This window comes from Pseudonocardia ammonioxydans (assembly GCF_900115005.1).
GTDB classification, from domain to species: domain Bacteria; phylum Actinomycetota; class Actinomycetes; order Mycobacteriales; family Pseudonocardiaceae; genus Pseudonocardia; species Pseudonocardia ammonioxydans.
The window spans coordinates 174,184-189,817 of sequence record NZ_FOUY01000003.1 but is presented as its reverse complement, the minus strand read 5'-3'; the positions used below and the strand labels follow the sequence as shown (position 1 = coordinate 189,817).

Below are 15,634 nucleotides of genomic sequence, written 5' to 3'. Positions count from 1 at the left end.
TACCGGCTCCGTAGTCTCTCCACCGTGTGCCGCGTCCCGTCCCTCCTGCCGCCGGTCGCCGGGCGCGGTGGCCCGCGAGGGCAGGCCCGTGCCTGACGGCGCCCGTCGCGCCGCGACCGTCGCGGTGTCGGTACTGGACCTGTCCCCCGTGCCCGCGGCGGGCACGCCGGCCGAGGCCCTGCGCGCCACCGTGGACCTCGCCGTGCTCGCCGACCGGCTGGGCTATCACCGTTACTGGACGGCCGAGAACCACGGCAAGCACGGGGTCGCCGCGGGCGCTCCCGCCGTGATCGCGGCGGCGCTGGCCGGGCGGACCGGGCGACTGCGGGTCGGGGCGGGCGGGGTCCTGCTCCCGCATCACGCGCCGCTCGTCGTCGCCGAGCAGTTCGGGACGCTGGAGGCGCTGTACCCGGGCCGGATCGACCTCGGTCTGGGCCGTGCCGCCGGTGCCTCGCCACGGATCGCGGCGCACCTGCGCAGCGACCACGACCGGCCGTTCGCCGAGCAGGTGCAGGAGGTGCTCGGCTGGTTCGGCGACACCTCCCCGGCCGTCCCGGCGGCGGGGAACCGCCCGGAGATCTGGCTGCTGGGTTCGTCGGCGACGAGCGCGGGCATCGCGGCCGAGCTCGGGCTGCCCTACGCGACCCGGGTCGCGAACGACCTGGACGCCGCGGGCACGGCGCTCGCCGCGGCCCCCGGGGTGCCGACGCTGCTGGAGGTCCCGGTCCTCGCCGCGCCCACCGACGCCGAGGCCGACCGGGTCGCCGCCCCGGTCCGCGCCCGGACGCTGTGGCGTTCGCGGGGCGAGCGCCGGACCCGGCTGCCCGACCGGGAGACCGCGCTCGCCGCGCTGGCCGACCCGGCCGAGCGCGCGCAGGCGCAGCGGCTCACCGCGCGACACGTCGTCGGCGGACCGGAGACCGTGCGGACCCGCTTGCAGGAGCTGATCGACCGCACCGGGGTGGGCGAGCTGATGGTCAGCGGGTTGTTCGGCGACCGCGGCGACCGCTGCCGGTCCCACGAGATCGTCGCCGACGTGGCCCGCGAGCTGCGCGCCCGGTGAGCGCGCGGTCCGGGTTCAGCGCCCGGTCGCGCGGATCAGCCGCTCCTCGGCGTCGGCGCCGTACCCGACCTCCGGGAACCGGGTGAGGAAGTACAGCCCGGCCAGCCACCACCCGCCGACGATGATCCACTCCGGGGCGCCGAGCGCGGCCGGCATGCCGGGCAGGTAGAGCGAGAGCAGCACCAGGCTCGCGACCGCCGCCACGGTCCCGACGACCGGTCCCGCGCTGACCCGGAACGGCCGCTCCAGGCCCGGCTCGCGGCGGCGCAGCACGAGGAACGTGATCGCGACGATCGCGTACGCCATCGTGATCGTGATGCCGCCGGCGTTCACCAGCCAGGTGAGCATGTTGTCGCCGAACAGCGGCGCCAGCACCGACAGCCCGCCGATGAACAGGACCGCGTGCGACGGCGTCCGGTAGCGCGGGTGCACCGCCGCGAACCAGCGCGGCAGCATCCCGGACGCCGCCATCGCGTACACCAGCCGGCTCGCGCCGATCAGGAACGCGTTCCAGCTGGTCAGGATGCCGGCGATACCGCCGAGCACGAGCAGCGTGCCGAATGCCGGGTGGCCCCACAGCGTCGCCATGCCGTCGGCGGCCGCGAGCTGGGTGCCGGCGAGCGCGTCGTCGTCGAGCGCGAAACCGGTCCCGACGACGATCACCACGTAGAACGCGATCGCCATCAGGACCGACACCACCAGCAGCCGCCCGATGTGCCGCTGCGGAAGCTTGATCTCCTCCGAGGACTGCGGGATGACGTCGAACCCGACGAACAGGAACGGCACCGCGACGAGCACGCCGACCATCCCGGCCATGCCGCCGGTGAACCACGGCTCGGCGGTCTCGGCGCTGCCGCCCACGACGGTCCCGGTGAGCATCACCAGCGCCACGCCGACCAGGAAGGCCACCGCGATCGTCTGGGCCACGGCGGCCGGGCGGATCCCGACGTAGTTCAGCCAGGTCACCACCACGGCGCCGACGACCCCTACCAGCACCCAGGTCGCGTACACGTCGTACCCGGCGACGGTCCACAGCAGACCGGCCTGCAGGTCGGGGAACAGGTAGAGCGCGGTCTCCGGCAGCGCGACGGCCTCGAACGCCACCACCGACAGGTAGCCGAGCACCATCGCCCAGGAGGTGACGAAGGCCCAGCGCGCCCCCAGTCCCCGCAGCACGTAGTGGTGCTCGCCGCCGGCCTTCGGCATCGCCGAGACGAGCTCGGCGTAGACGAGGCCGACGACGGCCATCACGGCGCCGCCGATCACGAACGCGAGCGCGGCGCCCGCGGTGCCGGCTCCGGTCACCCACTCCCCGGCGAGCACCACCCAGCCGAAGCCGATCATTGCGCCGAACCCGACGGCGAGCACGTCCGCCCGGCCGAGCACCCGCACGAACGTCTGGTCGTCCTGTCGCGTCACACGCCCTCCCCCACGCCGATGATCCGCGCATTCCACCGGACCGGCGGGTCGGGCGTCGAGCCCGATTTCCGGCTCGCTCGTCCGAGCGGGTTTTTCGTTGTCGTTGTTTGGTTGACGATCTGTTGGCGTCAATGGATCATTGACATATGAACTTCGACGAGGCCCAGCGGTGGCTCGAGCGGGCCGATCCCGCCATCGCCAAGAAGCGCCGGTCAATCACCGAGCAGCTCGAGGACATGAAGACCCAGGCCGCCGACGGGGTGCTGACCCGTGATGCGGCCGCGGCCTGGTACGCCCTGGTCCAGGAGCTGCACCGGCTGGCCGACGCCTACGAGCGCGACCTCATCCGCACGCTGCGCTCGGACGGCCTGACCTGGCAGCAGGTGGCCGACGCGGTGCAGGCGCAGATGTCGAGCCGGCAGGCCGCGCAGGCCAAGTGGAAGCGGCTCATCGATCCCACCCGGCGCACCACCAACGGCAACATGCGCCGCGGCGGGCGACCGCCGCAGGCCCCGTCGGCGTGACGCTCGGTGTGACGCGGGGTTCTGCCGCGGCTACCGCGATCGGCACACGATCCCGTCGAGCAGTGCCCGCAGGGGGCCCCGCTCCCCTGCCGCCGCGGCGCGGGACGCCTCGGCGTTGACGGCGGGGTCCACCCGGTCCCAGGCGAGCGACCACCCGGCCTCGCGGGCGAGCTGGCGCAGCAGCGTGCGCTGTGTGCGGCCGTTCCCCTCCCGGAACGGGTGCAGGTCGTTCAGCTCGGCGAGGACCGTGGTCAACCCGTCCACGAAGGACGCCCGGTCGCGGCATCGGTGATACCGAGACGATTGCGGAGTACGCCGTGCTCGAGACCGAGATACGGGTCGAGCGTCACCGGTAGGCGGCGAGGAGCTTCTCGACCGCTTCGTCGGGCGTCAGTTCCTCGCGCGCGACCGCGTCGAGCAGGGCCCGCCCCTCGGCGTCGACGTGGAGGCCGTCGACCGCCAGGATGGCGACCGCATCCTGGACCGCCTCGGCCCAGCTCGGGGCCGCTGCGGCGGTCGCGGCCGACGGCGTCATGCCGCTCACGGTACCGCAGCCCCCAGAACGCGCCCCGTCCCGAGCGACCCCACAGCGCCGCACCCGCACCGCCGCCCCTGCTCACCCGGACAGCCCTAGGTCGTCACGGGGCGCAACCTTTCACTGCTCCGCTCGTTGTACCCCGCGGTAACCGGCATGCGAGGAGGCGGCGGGATGGACGGGCGACGTTGGGGTGCGATCGCGTCGATCGCGGTGGCGACCATCGTGGTGGGGATGGCGCTCGTGGCCCCGGCCCAGGCTGCGCCCGCACCGGCCGGCCCTGTCCCCGGTGAGCCCGCACCGGCCGCTCCTGCACCGGCACAGCCCGGGCAGGACCTGCTCGACCCGCCCCCGCCCGGCTCCAACGACTGGGACTGCGAGCCCGGCGCCGAGCACCCGAACCCGGTCGTGCTCGTCCACGGGCTCTCGGCCAACCAGTCGAACAACTGGGGCTACCTCTCCCCGCAGCTCGCCCAGCGCGGGTACTGCGTGTTCTCCCTGACCTACGGGCGCAACCCGCTCGCGCCGCCGCCGCTCACCCAGGTCGGCGGGCTCGCGCCCATGGAGTCCAGCGCGCGCGAGCTGTCCGACTTCGTCGACGAGGTCCTCGACGCCACCGGCGCGGAGCAGGTCGACATCGTGGGCCACTCCGAGGGCTCGCTGATGCCGAACCACTACGTGAAGTTCCTCGACGGCGCCGAGCACGTCGACCGCTACGTCGGGCTGACGCCGCTCTGGGACGGCACGAACACCGCCGGGCTCGCGTTCCTCAACCGCACTGGCGAGCAACTGGGGCTCGGCCCGGCGATCGGGACCGTCCTCGACCCGCTGTGCGCGTCGTGCCGGCAGTTCCTGCGCGGCTCGGACTTCCTCGAGGACATGAACTCCGACGGCGGCCCGCGGGTCGACGGGGTGGACTACACGATGATCCTCACCCGGTACGACGAGCTGGTCGTCCCCTACACGTCCGGGCTGATGGACGGTGCGGACAACATCGTCCTGCAGGAGGGGTGCCCGGCGGACCTGGCCGAGCACGTCGCCGTCGCGTTCGACCCGGTGACGCTGCAGCACGTCACCAACGCACTCGACCCGGAGCATGCGCAGCCGGTCCGCTGCCTCCCGATGGGCCCGGACGCCCCGACGGCGTCCTGACAGCGGCCTGACAGAGCCGTACACACCTGGCACCGAGGGACCACGGCCGCGGCGCACACGCTGCCGTCGAGGGTGTCGGTGGGTCGTGCGAGGCTGCGCCGGTGACCGCCGACGTGACCACTCCCGAGGAGCTGCTCGCCGCCGTCCGGTCCGGTGCGGCGGTCCGGGACCCCCTGCTGGACGAGGACGACCTGCGCGACACCGACCTCGCCGGGCTCGACCTGCGCGGCGGGTCGCTGGCCGGTGCCGACCTGCGCGGTGCCCGGCTGGATCGGGCACACATCTCGGCGACGACGCTGACCGGCGTCGACCTGCGCGAGGCGGACCTGACCGACGTCGTGCTGACCGGTGTCGACCTGTCCGGGGCGCGGTTCGCCGGCGCCGTCCTGGGTGACACCCGCTTCGAGGGCTGCCGGATGATCGGCACCTCGCTGCGCGGGATGCGCGGGCTCACCGCGTCGTTCGTGCTGAGCGACTGCAACCTCCAGCTCGCCGACCTCGGGGACCTGAGCCTGCGCGGCCTGCGGATCTCCGGGTGCGACCTGTCCGAGGCGGACCTGTCCGGCTCCGACCTGCGCGAGGTGGCGTTCGAGCGCTGCCGGTTGCGGGGCACGGTGCTGCGTGCGGCGCGCATGGAGCAGGCGGACCTGCGGGGCTGCGACCTCGGCGAGATCACCGCGGACACCCCGCACACGCTGCGCGGCGCGATCGTGTCCCCCGCCCAGGCCGGTGCGATCTGCGAGGCCCTGGGGCTGAGCGTGCTCGAGTAGCTCCGCGCTCGGGCGAGGCCCCGTCAGTCGTCGTAGTCCTCGACCTGGCCGGCGTCGCTGTCCTCGACCTGGCCGGCGACCCACGGGTCGACCTCGCACTCCGGGTCGTCCGGGCCCGCGACGCTCAACGGCCCGAGCCGGAGCATGTCGGTCGAGGTGCACTCCACGCCGGGGTCGGCGACCGAGTCCTCGTCCGGGGCCGGGACCACCGGCCGGGACGACGCCGCCGCCCGCTCCTGGCGCTGCGCCTCCTCCTGCAGGTACGCGGCGAGCTCTGCGTCGCCGTCGGCCCGGGCCTGCTCGGCCCGCTCGGTGGCCTGGGCGCGGAGCTCCTCCGCGACGGTGGTGACCCGCTGGGCGGCGCGGGCGTCGGCGGTCTGCTCGGCCTGGATCGCGTCCTGGGCACCGGAGACGACGTCGATGACCGCCTCGCCGCGGCCCGGCAGCGAGTCGACCCCACCGGCGCCGGGTCCCGCCGCGGTGGGCGGTGGTGGTTCCGGTGTCGCCATGGCGACCGGGGCGGCCGGCTCGGGGGCCGCGCCGGCCAGCAGGCCGGTCACGAGGCCGGCTCCGCCGACCAGGGGAACCGTGCTCCGCAGGGCACGCCGGGCGGGTGTGCAGCCTGCTGGTCTGTGCCGTCCGCTCATCGTGATCGCCTCCCGTCCCGATCTCCGTATCCGGTACGGGCCGGGGCGAAACACCACCCCGGTCAGCCGCGCCGTGCCCGGCAGCCGCTCCCCCGTGCCGTCCGGCCCCGGGGCGCATCTCGGCGCGGGACGACGCACTCGTCGGGACGGGCACGACGGCCGAGGAAGGGCACGGTGGTCGGCGGGCGCTACCTGGTGGGGAGGCCGGCGCCCGGCCCTGTCCTCCCCGGTGCCGCGGGTCGGGCCGGCGGCGTGACCGATGCTGGCGGCGTGCTCGAGACGGTCGGTGGCGCCGGCAGCGTCGTCGGCGCAGCGGGCGATGCGGTCGATCCCGTGTCCGGGGTGATCGGCCCGGTGGCCGGTACCTCGGATGCCGTGTCCGCGGTCGTCGGCGCCCCGCTCGGCCGTGGCTCGCCGGACGGAGAAGGTGCAGGAGGTAGCGGAGTCGTCCGCCGGGCGAGCTGGTCGGCCCGTTCCCGCTCCCGCTGCTGCTCCTCGGCCCGCTGCCGTGCCGCCCGTTCCTGTGCAGCGCGTTCCTGTGCAGCGCGTTCCGCGGAACGCCGCACCTGCGCCGCGCGTTCCGCGGAGCGCCGGGCCTGCACCGCCCGCGCGGCCGCGGCCCGCTCGTCGGCGACCCGGATCGCTGCGGCCCGGGAGGCATCGCCTGCCACGTCGGCCGCCGCCCCTTCCCGGGCCGCGACCACGGCCGGAGCCCCTGCGCGCGCGGGCGGCCCGGTGGTGGAGGTCGGCGCGAGCTCGGAGGCGGGCACGCTGCCGGACGAACCCGCGTCGGTGGTCCCGGACCGGTCCCCGTCCGGGTCCGGCGCCGGCCCCTCGAAGGTCGGGATCGCGACGGCCTGCCCGGTCCGCTGCTCGGCCGGTGCGACGCCGCCCAACAGCCCGGCACCGAGCAGGGCGGTGGCCAGCGAGAGAACGAGGAGTACCGGCACCGCACCGGTCAGCACGGTGCGCAGCAGGCGGCCCCGCGCCGCCGGGGCGGGCCGGACCGGCGGTACGGAGCTCCGATGCCGTCCCTCCATCAGCCACACCCCGTTGGGCCGTTCGGCGCAGTCATGCCCATGATCGTCACCCGGCCCGTCGGGAACGACCATGGGCCGAACGGGTGGGCGGACCGGGGCCGGGCGTCCTCACCGGGTGACGTCGGTGAGCGGCCGCACCGGCAACCGGGCCGCCCACGACCTGCCCGAGCGGTGCGGTACTGCGTCGCACCGATCCCAGCCGATACCCACGGGCGCTGACCGCCGTCCACGCCTCGGTGTCCTCCCGCTGGGTGGAGGTAGCCGGCTGAGCGCGGAGTCCACCCTCGCCGTCCGGTCGGCCGGGCCGCACGCCCGTGCCGGCCACGCCCGGCACGGGCGACAGCGTGCATGTCGGCCGGTCATCCACGCTGAGCCGCGCGTTCTCGCCCTGCGAGGGGCGACAGCGTGCGTGTCGAACCAGCCGCGGGTGTCGAGTGGCACCTTCTCGCCCTCGGACGGGCGGAAGCGCGCATGTCGTGCGGGCCGGGCGGACCCGTGGCACCGGACCGCATCCCGCGCCCTCCCCCGGACGCCGATGGCCACGCGCACCGGGCCGGTCCCGAGCACCGAGCCCCGACCCTCCCACCGGAAGCGGCGCGCGCTGCGGCATCGAGGCCGGGTTGGTTGTCGCTGTTTGGTTGACGATCTGCTGGCGTCAATGAACCATTGACATCAAGGACAACAGCGCGGGCAGGTGGCCACGGCCCACGGGCCGAGCCATTCAGGGGTGGCGTTCCGCGGAACGCGGGTCAGTCGTCCAGCAGCGACAGGGCCGGTCCGGGGACGCGGACGTCGACCTCCTGGTCCTCCAGCAGCTTCAACCGCAGCCGCAACAACGCATCACCGGAGCCGGAGCCGGTGTCCCGGTCGGACCGGGTGTCCCGCACCTCGTCACCGGAGCCGGGCCCGGAACGGTCGGACGGCGCAGAACGGTCGGACGGCTCGGCGGGGATCGACGGTGCCGGACGTTGCCGCGAGACCGACGGCTCCTGCGGCACGGACGGCTGGGGCGGGACGGACGGCTTCGGTCGGATCCGCGGGGCGGAACGCTGCACCGGCTCGCGCGGCTCGGCCGCTCCCGGCGCGGTCGTGTCCCGGGGTCCGGTCCCCCCGGCACCCGGCGACCCTGCCGAACGGGAGTCCGGGGATCCCGGGTCCCCGGTGACCGATCCCGCGTCCGAGGGGCGCGCGCCCGGCCGCGGAGGAACCGCCGCCTGAGCGGACGACCCGGCCCCGCGGGAGGACGCCCCGGCCGGGGACCCGCCGCGCAGGGCCAGGGCTGCCGCGCCGGTCGCATCGACCGCGGCACGGCACGCGTCCCCGGAGTGCCGGCCCGCCGCATCGGCGGCCCGGACCGCGTCACCGGCATCCCGGCCGGCATCACCGGATTCCGGAACAACGCCACCCGGAGCACGGGCATCCGGAGCAAGGCCGTCCGGAGCACCGTCGCCCGGAACAGCTCCGTCCGGAACGGAGTCGCCCGGGGCAGACCCGGCCGTCCCCGGCGAGGACGCCGGCCCACCCGGGCCCGGCCCGGCCGGGTCCGGATCGACCGGCCCGGCCGCCCGGTCCGACCCCGGCCAGTTCCCGAGCCCACTGCCGATCGCGACCGCGGCCGCCAGCGCGACCACCCCGATCGACGGCACGGCGACCGCGAGAACCTTCCGCACCAGGCCCGCCCGGGCCGTCCTCCGGTGCCTGCCCGTCATCGCCCGCACCGCCTCCCCCGCCGGAACGTCCGTGTCACCGGGCGTCGAGTGTGGACCAGATGGACGAGTTCGGCTACCCCGGACGGGTGGGCGTCCTGCAGCGGGACGGCGCCGGCCTCAGTCCGAGAGCGCGGCGTACATCCGGGCGATCCGGTCCTTCCGCTCGGCCCGCAGCTGCAACGCCGTCTCCAGGTCCACCTCGACGAACCGCGTCCTCGTGCGCGGCGCGGACTGGGCGACGATGTCGAGGTCCCCGGACAGCACGGTCGCGACCATCATGTAGCCGCCGCCGGACACCGCGTCGCGGTGCAGCACGATCGGCTCGACGCCGCCCGGCACCTGGATCGACCCGATCGGGTACGGCGAGTCCACGATGTTCGACGGGTCCTGCCCGGCCCCGAACGGCGGCTCCCGGTCGACGGTCTCCAGCTCTCCCCCGGCGTAGCGGAAGCCCATCCGGTCGGCGACCGGGGTGAGCGTCCAGGTCGTGTCCAGGAACGTGGCCCGGCCGCGGTCGGTGAGCCGGTGGTCGTAGAGCCCCATCACGACCCGCACCTCGACGTCCTTGGACATCGCCGGGCGCAGGCCGTCCGGCACGACCAGCCCGGCGCGTCCGGCGGCGCCGGTGCCGACCGGCAGCACGTCGCCCTCGGCGATCGGCCTGCCGTCCACCCCGCCCAGCGAGCCGATCACGTAGGTGGAGCGGCTGCCCAGGTCGACGCGGGTGTCGAAGCCGCCGGAGACCGCCAGGTAGGCCCGCGAGCCCGCCTTGAGGTAGTCGAAGTCGAGCACGTCCCCCTCGGCGACGGCGAACGACTCCCACAGCGGCCGGCTCTCCCCGTTCACCCGCGGTGCGATCTCCGCACCGGTCACCGCGACCACGGCCGGGCCGGTGAACCGCAGCTCCGGTCCCATGTAGACGATCTCGAGCACGGCGTCGTCGGCGCCGTTTCCGACCAGCGCGTTCGCCGCGGCCAGCGAGTACTGGTCCAGCGCCCCCGAGGGCGGGATGCCCAGGTGGTAGTAGCCCGAGCGCCCGCCGTCCTGGATCGTCGTGGACAGGCCCGGCTTGCGGACCTCGATGGTTGTCGCCGGTGCGGTCATGCCAACTCCCCCAGCAGGCGCTTGTTGTAGCCGTCCGGGTCGTCCAGGAACGGCTGCAGGTCGAACGAGACGTCCCGGGCGGTGATCCGGTACTCGCCCGCCTCCGCCTTCGCCTGCGACTCGTCGTACTCGTCGCGGTCGATCGGCCGGAACTTGACCATGTCGCCGGGCCGCATGAACACCTTGTGCTCGGTGAAGTCCGGTTTGGTCTGGCGCGGGTCGTAGATCGGGGCCGGGGTGATGCCGAACATCTGGTAGCCGCCGGCGCCCCGGACCGAGTAGATGCAGGAGAAGCAGCCGCCGTAGCCGACGGTCTGCTTGGGGGTGTCGGTGCGCGGGCGCAGGTACTTCGGCACCACGATCTGCCGCTCCCGGGGCACCATCTGGTACTTGAACGGCAGCCCGGCGACGAACCCGACCATCGAGGTGAACCAGGGCGAGCCGGAGTGCGCGGCGATGAACTCCTCGACCGAGGAGTAGCCGTTGATCCGGGCAGCGTACTCGATGTCGGTGGCCTCGGGATCCTGGTGACGGTCCCGGAAGCGCATCAGGGTCTCGGTGGTCCACGGGTCCTGGTAGAGCACCGGGATCTCGACGACCCGGCAGTCCAGCGTGACGCCCAGCGCGTCGCCGACCCGGTCCTCGAGCGATTTGAGGTGCTCGAGGAACGCGTGCGGCTCGAGCACGTCGGGGTCGTAGCGGACCTGGTAGGACGCGTTCGCCGAGCAGATCTCGAGGATGCCGTCCGGCCGCTCCTCGCGGAGCAGGTTGGTGATGGCGACGGCCTTGAAGTTGGCCTGCAGGCTCATCTCCTCGGCCAGTTCGACGAAGATGAACTCGTCGCCGCCCCAGCTGTAGCGGGCGCTCATGAGGTCTCCTTCCGGGAGGTGAGCCACTGTTCCAGCGTGGAGGTGTGGAAGTCCGCCGACGCGACCCACGGCTCGTCGGTGAGCTCGCGCAGCAGCCCGGCCGTGGTCGCGATGCCGGACACCGAGAACTCGTCGAGCGCGCGGCGGGACCGCGCGAGGGCCTCCTCGCGGTCGGCACCCCAGACGACCACCTTGGCCATCAGCGAGTCGTAGTACGGCGGCACGGTGCCGTCGGGCTCCAGCCAGGTGTCGCAGCGGACCCACGGCCCGGACGGCAGCGTGACCCGCCCGACCGGGCCGGGCTGCGGCAGGAAGTCGCGCGCCGGGTCCTCGGCGCAGACCCGGTACTCGATGGCGTGGCCGCGGCGCTCGATCTGCTCCTGGGTGAACCGCAGCCGTGAGCCCGCCGCGATCCGCAGCTGCTCGGCGACCAGGTCGATGCCGGTGACCAGCTCGGTCGTCGGGTGCTCGACCTGGATCCGGGTGTTCATCTCGATGAAGAAGAACGCGCCGGAATCGTCGTCCACGAGGAACTCGACGGTGCCGGCGGAGGTGTAGCCGACCTCGCGGCACAGCTGCACCGCGGCCGTCGTCATCGCGTCGCGGACCTGCTGCGAGATGCCCGGCGAGACCGCCTCCTCGACGACCTTCTGCCGGCGGCGCTGCAGCGAGCACTCCCGCTCGAACAGGTGGACCGCGTCCGTGCCGTCGCCGAGGACCTGCACCTCGACGTGCCGGGCCCGCTCGACGAACCGCTCCAGGTACATCGTCCCGTCGCCGAACGCCTTCTGCGCCTCGGTGGAGGCCTGCCCGAACGCCGAGCGCAGCCCGTCCTCGTCGTGCACCACCCGGATGCCGCGCCCGCCGCCGCCGGCCGCGGCCTTGAGCATCACCGGGTAGCCGGTCTCGCGGGCGGCCTCGACCGCGGCGTCGACGCCGGACACGCCGCCGGGTGTGCCGGGCACCGTCGGGACCCCGGCCGCGCGCGCGACCTCGCGGGCGGCGACCTTGTCCCCCATCCGTTCGATCACCGACCCGGCGGGCCCGACGAAGGTCAGCCCGGCCCCGGCGACGGCGTCGGCGAACGCCGCCCGCTCGGAGAGGAACCCGTATCCGGGGTGGATCGCGTCCGCGCCGGTCTCCTTCGCCGCGGCGAGGAGCGCGTCCGCCACCAGGTAGGACTTCGACGCCGGCGACGGCCCGATCTCCACGCTCGTGTCGGCGAGGCGGGTGTGCAGCGCGTCGGCGTCGGCCTTCGACGCCACGGCGACCGTCGAGATCCCCAGGTCGCGGGCGGCCCGGATGATCCGGACGGCGATCTCCCCGCGGTTGGCGACGAGCAGCCGTCTCACGGTGCTCCCCTCATGCCGTCTCCACCACGGCCACCGGCTGCCCGGCGTCGACCTCGTCCTCGTCGCCCACGAGGAACTCGACCACCGTGCCGGACGCGCCGGCCGGGATCTGGTGGAACGACTTCATGACCTCCACCAGGCCGACCGGCGAGTCGTCGGTGACCGAGGCACCGTCCTCGGCGAACGGGGGGCTGTCGGGGTCGGGCCGGCGGTAGAACACGCCGGGGATCGGGGAGACGACCTCGTGTCGGGGCACCTGGACTCCTTCGTGCTGTGCTGGGTCTTACCTGTCGAGGTGGGGCTGCAGGGCCTGGTTGACCGCGCGGGCCAGCTCGACGGCGTTCGGGGTGTCGGAGTGCACGCAGACCGAGTCCGCGCGCACCGGGATCTCCTTGCCGCTCTCCGAGGTCGCCTTGCCCTCGGTGACCGCGCGCAGCGCCCGCTCGGCCGAGCGGGCCGGGTCGAACGCCTGGTGCTCGCGGGTGATGATCAGCGATCCGTCGTCGCGGTAGTCGAGATCGGCGTAGTACTCGGCGATGAAGCCCGCCTCCCGGCCGCCCCACACCTGCTCGTGGACGCTGCCGGTCAGCCCCATCAGCGGCGCGCCGAACACGTCGGCCGCGTCCGCGATCGCCTCGGCGACCTCCGGGTCGCGCGCGGACATGCCGTAGAGCGAGCCGTGCACCTTGACGTGGTGCAGCTCCATGCCCTCCGAGCGCAGGAACCCCGACAGTGCGCCGATCTGGTACACCACCGCCGCGGTCAGCTCCTCGCGGTCCATCTTCATCTCGCGCCGGCCGAACCCCTCGCGGTCCGGCAGCGACGGGTGCGCCCCGACCTTCACCCCGTGCCGCTTGGCGAGCTTCACGGTGCGGGTCATCACCCGCGGGTCGGACGCGTGGAAGCCGCACGCCACGTTGGCGACGGTCACGAACGGCATCAGCCCCTCGTCGTCCCCGCAGTGGTAGATCGAGAACGACTCGCCCATGTCGCAGTTGATGGCCACCATGGGAATGTCTCCTCTCCTCGGGCGTGTCAGGCAGTCTGCTCCGCGGCGGGCCGGTTGTCTCCCCGCCTCGCGGCGCTGATGGCCCGCCAGACGGCCTGCGGGGTCGCGGGCATGTCCACATGGGTCACACCCAGGTGCGCCACGGCGTCGATCACCGCGTTGACCACGGCCGGCGACGAGCCGATCGAGCCGGACTCGCCGATGCCCTTCACCCCGAGCGGGTTGGTCGGCGAGGGCGTCACCAGCTGGTCCAGCTCGAAGCTGGGCAGGTCGGACGCCGCGGGCACGGTGTAGGCGGCGAGGTTGCCCGCGGTGGGGTTGCCGTCGGCGTCGAACGTGGCGTGCTCGTAGAGCGCCTGCCCGATGCCCTGGGCGATGCCGCCGTGCAGCTGGCCCTCCACGATCGTCGGGTTCACGACCACGCCGCAGTCGTCCACGGCGACGTAGCGGCGGATCCGGGTGAAGCCGGTCTCGGTGTCCACCTCGGTCACGCAGACGTGGGTGCCGAACGGCCAGGTGAAGTTCGGCGGGTCGAACGCCGAGTCGGCGGTCAGGTTCGGCTCCATGCCCTCGGGCAGGTCCGCGGCCAGCGAGGCCGCCCCGGCGACCTCCTGGATGGTGACCGACGGCGACGCGGTCCCCGCCACCCGGAACGTGCCGGAGTCGAACTCGAGGTCGGTCTCGTCGGCCTCGAGCAGGTGCGCGGCGATCCGGCGCGCCTTGTCCAGCACCTTGCCCGCCGCCAGGTGCACGGCCGAGCCGCCGACGGCCAGGCTGCGCGAGCCGTAGGTGTCGCGGCCGAACGGCGCGATCAGCGTGTCGCTGTGCAGCACCTCGACGTCGTCGGGGTGCACGCCGAGCCGGTCGGCGACGATCTGCGACCACGCCGTCTCGTGGCCCTGCCCGTGCGGCGAGGTGCCGGTCACGACCTCGACCTTGCCCGAGGTCGTCATCCGGACGGTCGCCTGCTCCCAGCCACCGGACTGCAGCCGCACCCCGGCCGCGACCTTCGACGGCGACAGGCCGCCGGACTCGGTGAAGTTGCCGAAGCCGATGCCGAGCTGGACCGCGTCACCGGCCTCGCGCCGCCGGCGCTGCTCGGCCCGCAGCGCGTCGTAGTCGGCCAGCTCCATCGCCCGGCGCATGCAGGTCTCGTAGTCGCCGGAGTCGTACTGCACGCCGGAGGGCACCGTGCGCGGCTCGTCGAACTTCGGGTGCAGGTTGCGCAGCCGCACCTCGGCCGGGTCCATACCCAGCTCACGAGCCAGGTCGTCCATGATCCGCTCGTGGCCGTAGGCGGCCTCGGAGCGGCCCGCGCCGCGGTAGGCGTCGGTCGGGGTGAGGTTGGTGAACACCCCGCGGCAGGTGAACGAGTAGCTGCCGAAGTCGTAGAGCCCGCAGAAGGTGAAGGCCCCGAACACGGCGATGCCCGGGGTGAGCAGCTGCAGGTAGGCGCCCATGTCGGCGAGCAGCTCGATCTTCATCCCGAGGATCTTGCCGTCGGCGGTGGCCGCGACCGAGATGTCCTGGATCTGGCCCCGGCCGTGCGTGGTGGCCTGGTGGTGCTCCGAGCGGGTCTCGGTCCACTTGACCGGCTTGTTCAGCTTCCGCGCCAGGACCAGTGCGAGGTACTCCTCGGCGTAGACGTTGAGCTTGGCGCCGAAGCCGCCGCCCACGTCCGGGGCGACGACACGGATCTTGGTGTCGGAGATCCCGGTGACCGCGGCCAGCAGGTCGCGCACGAAGTGCGGCACCTGGGTGGCGGTGTAGACGGTGAACCCGCCGCCGACCTGGTCCGGCACGCAGACCACGGCGCGCGGCTCCATCGGGGACGGGATCACCCGCTGCTGCAGGTACTGCCCGGACACGACGACGTCGGCCTCGGCGAACGCGGCGTCGACGTCACCGGTGGCCAGCGGCCAGGTGTAGCAGTGGTTGGTGCCCAGCTCGGCGTGGACCAGCGGGGCGTCCTCGGCGAGCGAGTCGGCCATGTCGACCACGGCCGGCAGCTCGGAGTACTCCACGTCGACCAGGTCGGCCGCGTCCCGCGCGGCGGCGGCGTCGGTGGCCAGCACGACCGCGACACCGTCGCCGACGTGGTTGACCTCGCCCCGCGCCAGCGGCCGGTGGTCCGGGATCTTGATGTCCTCGGTGACCGGCCAGCCGCACGGGATGCCGACCAGGAACTCGTCGTCGACGTCCTCGGCGGTGAACACGGCGGTCACGCCCGGGTGCTCCCGGGCGGCCGTGGTGTCGACCGAGACGATCCGGGCGTGCGGCAGCGGGCTCCGGACGAACGCCATGTGCAGGGTCCCCGGCGGGACGATGCCGTCGGTCCAGGTCCCCCGGCCGGTCAGCAGGGCCGGGTCCTCCTTGCGCAGCATGCTCGTACCGACATAGCGCGGCGGCGTGGTGGTGGTCACGCTGATCCTTCCCGACGA

15 protein-coding genes and 1 pseudogene are annotated in these 15,634 nt (G+C 73.9%); 4 read left to right on the top strand and 12 right to left on the bottom strand.

The genetic code is table 11. The features are described 5' to 3' along the window. Positions 1 to 88 precede the first annotated feature (88 nt). Entirely contained in the window at positions 89 to 1,063 is a 975-nt protein-coding gene (locus BM093_RS05150) for an MsnO8 family LLM class oxidoreductase (protein WP_218162666.1), read from the top strand. Between the two features lie 15 nt (positions 1,064 to 1,078). Here the strand turns inward: BM093_RS05150 and BM093_RS05145 are convergent, their stop codons facing one another. Continuing rightward, positions 1,079 to 2,482, bottom strand: coding sequence for an APC family permease (locus BM093_RS05145; protein ID WP_093337924.1), 1,404 nt, complete (start codon positions 2,480 to 2,482; stop codon positions 1,079 to 1,081). A 146-nt stretch (positions 2,483 to 2,628) separates the two neighbouring features. Here BM093_RS05145 and BM093_RS05140 point away from each other — a divergent pair, with 146 nt between their 5' ends. Then, complete coding sequence (locus BM093_RS05140) at positions 2,629 to 3,006, top strand: hypothetical protein (RefSeq protein ID WP_093337923.1); 378 nt, start codon at positions 2,629 to 2,631, stop codon at positions 3,004 to 3,006. Positions 3,007 to 3,036: 30 nt separating this feature from the next. Here BM093_RS05140 and BM093_RS05135 read toward each other — a convergent pair. Then, positions 3,037 to 3,291, bottom strand: a pseudogene (locus BM093_RS05135) (Fic family protein); the annotation flags it as partial. Between the two features lie 61 nt (positions 3,292 to 3,352). Continuing rightward, on the bottom strand, positions 3,353 to 3,541 hold the full coding sequence (locus BM093_RS05130) for an antitoxin VbhA family protein (protein WP_093337916.1): 189 nt from the start codon (positions 3,539 to 3,541) through the stop codon (positions 3,353 to 3,355). 174 nt (positions 3,542 to 3,715) lie between these two features. Here BM093_RS05130 and BM093_RS05125 point away from each other — a divergent pair, with 174 nt between their 5' ends. Next, positions 3,716 to 4,693, top strand: coding sequence for an esterase/lipase family protein (locus BM093_RS05125; protein ID WP_093337913.1), 978 nt, complete (start codon positions 3,716 to 3,718; stop codon positions 4,691 to 4,693). Between the two features lie 101 nt (positions 4,694 to 4,794). Next, entirely contained in the window at positions 4,795 to 5,463 is a 669-nt protein-coding gene (locus tag BM093_RS05120) for a pentapeptide repeat-containing protein (RefSeq protein WP_093337910.1), read from the top strand. A gap of 23 nt (positions 5,464 to 5,486) precedes the next feature. On the opposite strand, the gene BM093_RS05115 is transcribed toward BM093_RS05120, so the two are convergent. The 9 genes from BM093_RS05115 to BM093_RS05075 form a co-directional block, all read right to left on the bottom strand. Beyond that, positions 5,487 to 6,023 carry a hypothetical protein gene (locus tag BM093_RS05115; protein ID WP_093337907.1) on the bottom strand — a complete coding sequence of 179 codons (537 nt, stop codon included), beginning with the start codon at positions 6,021 to 6,023 and terminating at the stop codon, positions 5,487 to 5,489. Positions 6,024 to 6,298: 275 nt separating this feature from the next. Then, the gene (locus BM093_RS05110) at positions 6,299 to 7,150 is read right to left on the bottom strand and encodes a hypothetical protein (protein WP_143105264.1); all 852 of its coding nucleotides are present in this window, start codon (positions 7,148 to 7,150) and stop codon (positions 6,299 to 6,301) included. Between the two features lie 749 nt (positions 7,151 to 7,899). Beyond that, positions 7,900 to 8,037 carry a hypothetical protein gene (locus BM093_RS35760; RefSeq protein ID WP_177238275.1) on the bottom strand — a complete coding sequence of 46 codons (138 nt, stop codon included), beginning with the start codon at positions 8,035 to 8,037 and terminating at the stop codon, positions 7,900 to 7,902. 939 nt (positions 8,038 to 8,976) lie between these two features. Further along, positions 8,977 to 9,963 carry a 5-oxoprolinase subunit C family protein gene (locus BM093_RS05100; protein WP_093337897.1) on the bottom strand — a complete coding sequence of 329 codons (987 nt, stop codon included), beginning with the start codon at positions 9,961 to 9,963 and terminating at the stop codon, positions 8,977 to 8,979. After that, positions 9,960 to 10,832, bottom strand: coding sequence for a 5-oxoprolinase subunit B family protein (locus BM093_RS05095; protein ID WP_093337894.1), 873 nt, complete (start codon positions 10,830 to 10,832; stop codon positions 9,960 to 9,962). Before BM093_RS05095 ends, BM093_RS05100 begins: the two co-directional genes overlap by 4 nt. Continuing rightward, positions 10,829 to 12,184, bottom strand: a complete 1,356-nt coding sequence (locus BM093_RS05090) for an acetyl-CoA carboxylase biotin carboxylase subunit (RefSeq protein WP_093337891.1) — start codon at positions 12,182 to 12,184, stop codon at positions 10,829 to 10,831. Before BM093_RS05090 ends, BM093_RS05095 begins: the two co-directional genes overlap by 4 nt. 10 nt (positions 12,185 to 12,194) lie before the next feature. After that, positions 12,195 to 12,440 carry an acetyl-CoA carboxylase gene (locus tag BM093_RS05085; RefSeq protein ID WP_093337888.1) on the bottom strand — a complete coding sequence of 82 codons (246 nt, stop codon included), beginning with the start codon at positions 12,438 to 12,440 and terminating at the stop codon, positions 12,195 to 12,197. Positions 12,441 to 12,467: 27 nt separating this feature from the next. Further along, positions 12,468 to 13,193 (bottom strand): LamB/YcsF family protein, encoded by a 726-nt coding sequence (locus BM093_RS05080; RefSeq protein WP_093337885.1) that lies wholly within the window; start codon positions 13,191 to 13,193, stop codon positions 12,468 to 12,470. Positions 13,194 to 13,219: 26 nt separating this feature from the next. Continuing rightward, positions 13,220 to 15,616, bottom strand: coding sequence for a xanthine dehydrogenase family protein molybdopterin-binding subunit (locus tag BM093_RS05075; RefSeq protein WP_245773307.1), 2,397 nt, complete (start codon positions 15,614 to 15,616; stop codon positions 13,220 to 13,222). Positions 15,617 to 15,634 lie beyond the last annotated feature (18 nt).